The sequence below is a fragment of the Okeania sp. genome (assembly GCF_035285525.1).
Lineage (GTDB): Bacteria > Cyanobacteriota > Cyanobacteriia > Cyanobacteriales > Microcoleaceae > Trichodesmium.
The window spans coordinates 1-7,543 of record NZ_JAYKGW010000091.1; the positions used below are offsets into that span (position 1 = coordinate 1).

The window sequence follows — 7,543 nt, forward strand, 5'->3', positions numbered from 1 at the left end:
TTCAGAGCAAGTAATCCGATTTTTAGAGATGGTTTTTCTGGTACATAGTTATTAGCACCAGGAGATGTTTTATTGATCATTGATTAAATTTTTGAGTTATAGTTGACTGAGTTTGACCAGACAAATATTAATTCTGATTATTTAACATCACTATCACTAAAAAAAATTAACGATTGTCAAAAATCAATGGCTCTATTTATTTGTTGAGTTTTTTCATAAGCAATAATTAAACCTATTTTAGTCTTGAAATTTTTCTGGAAATTTTCTAGTTCAGTAATTATTTATAGGTGAGCGATCGCCTGATAATAATTTTTTGGCTTCAGAGCAAGTAATCCGATTTTTAGAGATTAACTAAATTATTGTCAAAAATAAATAGCTTTATCTATTTGTTTAGTGATTACTTATGAAAAAACTCAACTTATATTTATTAGCTCTTAACTTTTGGTGGAAATTTTCTAGTTTAGTAATTATTTATAGGTGAGCGATCGCCTGATAATAATTTTTTGGCTTCAAATAGTAATTCTTATTATTGAACTATTCAGCTATCAGCTATCAGCAAATAATAAATAATTTATGATTCAATTAAAGGAGATTAATTTAAGGAGTAACTTTTAATTCTCTCTCAATTTCTCAGTTGTTTTGATCTGGATCTTCAATTAATAACGGATAGCTGAATGTTGCTTGCGCAGCATTTATTAGAAAATGGTTACTTAAAAATTGTTGTCAACATAAAAGGTGCATCTCAACTTTGAAGTTAAGTATTCAGCTATTAGCTGACTGCTAACTGCTAATAGTCCAGCAAATCTACAACAATAATTAAAATTAGCTGAAAATATTTTTATTTATCTTTCACTTTTTGGAGATTAATTTATCCTGACAAACAGGAAAAATTAATAACTCATAGCTAATAGTTGATAACTGAATTATTACTTTTGAATAAAGCCAAAAAAATGTCGCCTTGAGGGAATAAATATTAAGGCAATAAGCAATAGAAAAAAGTATTTTTATCTCTATGAAATGCACCCAAAATAAAAAGTTTATAATATAGTAATTGCCATTATATATCTTGAATTATGGAATAGCTGAAAAATGGGATATGAATAATTAATATTTTGACCTACTGGGCGGATATCAACTTTGAATAAAGCCAAAAAATTACCCAACAATTAATAATTAATAGTTAATAATTAATAATCAAGAATTTATAGTCAATAATTATTCATTCAACAATTCGCGCCTTGAAGCCTCCCCTTGGATAGGGCATAAATAAAAAAAATTACGATTAATCAATCCCTTTATTTTAAGAAGGGGTAATTATTAATTATTAATTTTTTATTGTTAATTGCTGAACGCTTTTAGGGAACACTTAACTGGGAACAGATATGGAATAAATAAGACGAAAAAAGTATTTTTGCGATCTATGAGATGCACCCGACTTACTGTTATAAAATTAGTCAGTATCCAACTATTGGTATTTTCTGTGGAATGCTACTCAAACAGCTTTTGAACTTAATAACTTACTAAGGTTAGTTGATAACCAATTTAATTCATAATCTTACTTTTAAATTATTTTAATAAACTAATTCCTGATGACCAGATAATAATTTAATAATTATTATGGTAATCGTAAATTGTTTATGAAAAAAAACGGTATGGGTTTGGAGACCAAACCTCTACGATAAAAAAAGTAAAGTCTCTTAACCTTAGAATAAATTATTCATTACTTACGCTTTTGCTAACTGCTAATAGCTGAATGCTTACACTTTAGTATTTCAACCCTGTGGGTTTAGCCAGAATATTAACCGATAACTCAAATGACCTTACCTTTAATTATTCTAGAAAACTAATTCCCTATTCCCAGATCATGATTTAATAATTATTATGGTAATCATAAATTGTTTGTGAAAAAAACTGTAGGGTTGGGAAACCAAACCCCTAAGAGAAAATATTAAAACCTATTTAAGATTGCTATAATTAATGGCTAAATGCTTACTAATTAAGATTAGAAAAAACTATCTAAAATTACTATATGACTCTCAAACTATACAACTCACTAACTCGCCAAGAAGAAAACTTTGAATCTCTAGAAACAGGCAAAATTAAAATGTATATCTGTGGCGTTACAGTATACGATTATTGTCATTTAGGTCATGCTCGTTCCTATATAGTATGGGATACAATCCGCCGATATTTAATGTGGCAAGGTTATCAGGTACGATATGTGCAAAACTTTACCGATATAGATGATAAAATTCTTAATCGGGCCAGAGAAACCGGAACTTCTATGGAGTCCGTGGCCGAACGTTTTACCGAAACATACTTTGAGGACATGAAACGCTTAAATGTCCTAGAAGCAGACGAATATCCCAGAGCTACTCACGCAATAGATGGGATTAAACGATTAATCCACGATCTAGAAGAAAAAGGCTATGCTTACCCTTCTGGAGGAGATGTCTATTATCAAGTCCGACAGTTTTCCGAATATGGGAAACTCTCTGGCCGTCGTTTAGAAGAAATGCAAGCTGGGGCAAGTGGTAGAGTAGAATCGGAAGATTCAGATACAAAAAAGAAAGACCCATTTGATTTTGCCCTCTGGAAAGCAGCAAAAATAGGGGAACCTGCATGGGAGTCTCCCTGGGGAAAAGGAAGGCCAGGTTGGCATATTGAATGTTCAGCGATGGTAAGAGATTGTTTGGGGGAAACTATAGATATTCATGCTGGGGGAGCAGACTTAATTTTTCCTCACCATGAAAATGAAATTGCTCAGTCGGAAGCTGCTACAGGAAAATCTTTGGCTAAATATTGGCTCCATAATGGTTTTGTGACCATTGATGGAGAAAAAATGTCAAAGTCCCTAGGAAATTTTACCACAATTCGGGATTTATTGGATAGACCTGTAGACCCAATGGCTGTCAGAATGTTTGTTTTAACTGCCCAATATCGGAAACCTATTGACTTTACTAAAGAGGCGATCGCTTCTGCTGAAAATGGTTGGAATACTATTAAGGAAGGTTTGTTATTTGCTTATCAATATGGTTCGCAGTTGGAATGGGAAATGCCAGAACAAACCTTATCTGAAGAGGCAAATTTATTAATTTCTCAAGTGGAAAAATTCCAGAAAGCAATGGATGATGATATTAATACTCCTGGTGCTTTAGCTGTTTTATTTGAATTAGCTAAAGAGTTACGTCGAGAGGGTAATGTTTTAGTACATGAAGGGAAAACTGAAACATCTTTAGAAGAGTTAAAAAAACAATGGGTTACTCTGGTAAAGTTGTCACAAGTATTAGGTTTAGAAGTTGAGTTAGATGGAGAAATAAGTAGTAATTATGATGGTTTAAGTGATGCTGAAATTGAGTCTTTAATTCAGCAACGTTTAGAAGCCAAAAAAGATAAAAATTATGCTGAAGCAGACCGCATTAGAAATGAATTGCAAAACCAAGGAATTAAATTAATAGATAAGCCTGGTAGTGTAACAAATTGGCATCGAAATTAATTAATAATTTATCATTACTTATCCCTAAAAGGGAGAGGATTTTTCCTTAAGGAAAAAACAAATTTTTTCCTCTGGAAATGGGAGGATTTTAGCCGGAATTATTTAATTATTTAGTAAGTATTCACCTATTAACTATCAGCCATCAGCTTTTAAATTAATCAAGCAAACATTTGCTCAACTTCTACTATACTAATATATTTTTAATTAGAGAATTGAAGCACAATAGCGACTAGCTCTAATTAATAAACTAAAAATAATGAAGCTATTAGCTGATGACTGACTGCTGAATACTTGTATTATTTAATTATTAAATTAATTATTCAGTAAGCATTTCCTGGGGAATGCTGCGCAAACAGATTTTGTAAATAAATAATTATAGCGGTTTTCACAAAGGTAGACTACAAAAATTCTTCCTTTTTAACTAATAATTTATGCAAATATTATCTATGAAAACTGAACAAAGAATTTCCATTTCTTTATCTAATCTACTGTTAATTATTAGCAGTGTTTTACTACTAATTATATTGTGGGAAGTACGAAATCTAATCGTATTATTGATGATTGCCGTAGTTTTAGCAGCATCAATTTCACCATTAGTAGACATAACAGAAAGAATAAAACTGCCTCGTTGGTTCGGAGTAATTATAGTTTACTTAACCTTAATTTTAGGATTAATAAGTGTAGCCTTAACCATTGGTCCGCCAGTCTTCGATCAAATAGAAAGACTATTACGACAGTTACCATTATTTTCTGAGAGTATCAGTGATAATTTTGAAGAATTTGTAAACTCCTTACTTCAAGATCCCCCTGATTGGATAGATCAACTTTTTGATACTAAATCTGTAGTAAGCTGGGTAATTCGTTCTAGTCAACAATTATTATTACGTTCTTATAGTTTAACCAAAGATGTAGTAGGAGGCGTACTTAGTTTAATATTAGCCTTATTTATTTCAGGTTATATGGTATCTGATAATAAAACTTTAATTACCAGTATAATCAAACTTTTTCCTCAACCTTGGGATAAACGTTTAGAAGAGCAAGTTATTCCTGTTACTCACAGAATGGGAAGTTATATTAGGGGCAGAATTATAGTTTCTGGTATTTTAGGTGTAGCAACAACTACTGGTTTAGGATTTTTAGGATTGCAAGATTTTTCCCTAGGTTTAGGAGCAATAGCTGGTGTTACCAACCTGATTCCTTTTATCGGTCCATTTCTAGGTGCAATTCCAGCTTTAATTGTAGCTGTTGCTAAAGGCGGATGGTTGTTTTTATGGGTAATAATTTTGTACTATATTATTCAAAATATAGAGACTTATGTACTCGATCCTTTACTTGTAGGTTCTTCTGTTGGAGTACATCCTCTGTATCAATTACTATCAGTTTTAGTAGGGATTCAATTATTAGGAATTATTGGTGCTTTAATTATTCCACCTTGGTTTGCTGGCAGTGCTGCTTTGGTAGAAAATTTATATTTAAAACCTAAACTAGAAGCAGAAAAAATGCGATCAATAGTCACAAATAATGGGGATCATAATTCACCACCTATGCTTTCTTGATTAGGAAATAGGAAATAGGAAGAAAGTGTTTTTGCAAAAATGAGATGTCCCCTTTAACTTTTTAATTAATAGTAACTTTAAAATATTTGAGAAAATCAAAAATATAACTCAAAAACTCAATATATGAACGTAAAAATTTAGCTATTAGCTGTCAGCTATTAGCTATAAAATTGAAATCTTCAACAGGAAGTTTTAATAAATTAAGGACTTGAAAACTGTTTTTTTACTCAAATTTAATTTTGTGTTTTTGAATTATTATAAACTATTTAGGATTGCTATATTTTCAGTATTAAAAATCACAGAATCTCAAGAATGACAAAGATTGACTAAAAGGTGGCAAATATATTATCATTTTTTTAATTGTGTATAATAATATAGCAATCCGTGCATAGGTTGTAACAAATCAAAAAGTAAATAAAAAATCTCAAACTGTTCCCTATTCTCTAAAAGAAATTTTGTACAGGAATCAAATAAGATTGCTATAGCTTGATTAAAAACCATCAACAACACTTAGCACAATTTATTACCTACTCCCATTAACCTCTAAGATTACCGAAAGATTGTAGGTTGGGTTGAGGTATGAAACCCAACGTTTGTGTTGGGTTTTACTTCGTACCGCTACGGGTAAACAAGCTACAACCCAACCTACCTTATAGGAAATCTTCCACCGGGAAAGGAGTAGTTCCCTGGCGCTACTAAAAAACTTTTTCAGCCAAACCCAAAATAGTATGACTATACTAGAGAAAACTTATATTAACGAATAAATCCGAAAATAATCTTACTCAAAGGTAGGACAATGGTCAAGATTCTCTTAGTAGAAGATAATGAGATGAACCGGGATATGTTGTCTAGGCGTCTCATTCGTAAAAAATTTGAAGTAGTCATTGCTGTTGATGGTGCTGAAGGTGTGGAAATGTCGATATCAGAAGCACCAGATTTAATTTTAATGGATATGAGTCTACCTGTACTAGATGGATGGGAAGCAACCAGAAAAATAAAAGCTAACCCTCAAACCCAAAATATACCAGTCATAGCAATTACAGCTCATGCTATGACAGGAGACAGAGAAAAATGTTTACAAGCTGGATGTGATGATTATGATACAAAACCAGTAGAATTTCCCAGACTATTAGATAAGATCAAAAATCTTATAGGTAAAGAATCAACGAAATGAAAAATGACCGGGGTAACTTACTGATTGTAGATGATAATCATGTTAACCGTCACCTTTTAGCTCGGCGAGTTAGAAGGCAAGGCCATCTCGTAGATTCTGCATCTGATGGGTTTGAAGCTTTAGAGATGATGAGGACTCAGGAGTTTGATTTAGTATTATTAGATATTATGATGCCAGAAATGAATGGTTATCAAGTCCTGGAAATTCTTAAAGCTGACCCAGAGTTACGCCATATCCCAGTCATCATCATTTCTGCGGTGGATGATCTTGAGAGTGTCGTCCGTTGCATTGAACTGGGAGCTGAAGACTATTTATATAAACCTTTTAATCCAGTATTATTGAAGGCTAGAATTAACGCTGGTTTGGAGAAGAAACGACTTCGAGACCAGGAGAAAGCTTATATCAAGCGATTAGCTGAAGAACAAGAAAAGTCAGAAAAATTGCTTTTAAATATTTTACCAGCACTAATTGCCGAAAGGTTAAAAAAAGGGGAAAAAACTATAGCTGATAGCTTTAGTAATGTAACAGTTTTATTTGCTGATTTAGTGGGGTTTACCAAAATTTCGGCCAATTTATCTCCCGCTGAACTGGTAGAATTACTGAACACTATTTTCTCTTGCTTTGATGACTTGGCCGAAAAATATGGACTTGAGAAAATCAAAACTATTGGTGATGCTTATATGGTTGTGGGTGGCCTGCCAACTCCGAGAGAGGATCATCCAGAGGCGATCGCGGAAATGGCGTTAGAAATTTTACATCAAATCCAGGAAATTTCTGAGAAGCAGGGTAAATCTTTACAAATTCGCGTTGGTATTAATACAGGGCCAGTAGAAGCAGGAGTTATTGGGACGAAAAAATTTGCTTATGATCTTTGGGGAGATACGGTAAATACAGCTAGTCGTATGGAAGCTGATGGTATTCCTGGTATGATTCAGGTAAGTGAAGATACTTATAATTGTCTTGCCGACAAATATACGTTTCAGGAAAGAGGCATTATTGATATTAAGGGTAAGGGTAAAATGAGAACTTATTTACTTATGGGGAGAAGGAAGAAGTAGAACAGTTATCAGTTATCAGTGATCAGCAATAAGTGTAGGTTGGGTTTCCTTCGTCAACCCAACCATAAGCTAATACGCATTTAAAAAGGAAGAAGGAAGAAGTAATTTCTAACTTAGTTTGAACAGTTTGCCAATTACTATAGTCATTCTGAATAAGAGTGGTACAATATAAAGAGTAAAATATAAATCATTTTAAATAATGTCTTACAGTCTAGATTTACGAACAAGAGTCATTGATTATATAGAAAACGGAGGAAGT

5 protein-coding genes are annotated in these 7,543 nt (G+C 32.6%); all 5 read left to right on the top strand.

Features of this window, described 5'->3' with window-relative positions; translation table 11 throughout:
• Positions 1-2,029: 2,029 nt before the first annotated feature.
• Entirely contained in the window at positions 2,030-3,496 is a 1,467-nt protein-coding gene (gene cysS, locus VKJ25_RS08835; RefSeq protein WP_324236259.1) for a cysteine--tRNA ligase, read from the top strand.
• A gap of 431 nt (positions 3,497-3,927) precedes the next feature.
• Positions 3,928-5,052 carry an AI-2E family transporter gene (locus VKJ25_RS08840; RefSeq protein WP_324236260.1) on the top strand — a complete coding sequence of 375 codons (1,125 nt, stop codon included), beginning with the start codon at positions 3,928-3,930 and terminating at the stop codon, positions 5,050-5,052.
• A 796-nt stretch (positions 5,053-5,848) separates the two neighbouring features.
• A complete protein-coding gene (locus tag VKJ25_RS08845; protein ID WP_324236261.1) occupies positions 5,849-6,226 on the top strand; it encodes a response regulator in 378 nt (125 codons plus the stop codon).
• Positions 6,223-7,284, top strand: a complete 1,062-nt coding sequence (locus tag VKJ25_RS08850) for an adenylate/guanylate cyclase domain-containing protein (protein WP_324236262.1) — start codon at positions 6,223-6,225, stop codon at positions 7,282-7,284. The genes VKJ25_RS08845 and VKJ25_RS08850 overlap by 4 nt, the downstream gene beginning before the upstream one ends.
• A 199-nt stretch (positions 7,285-7,483) precedes the next feature.
• Positions 7,484-7,543: IS630 transposase-related protein (locus VKJ25_RS24545; RefSeq protein ID WP_375340316.1), on the top strand; the 60-nt coding region annotated here is incomplete at its 3' end.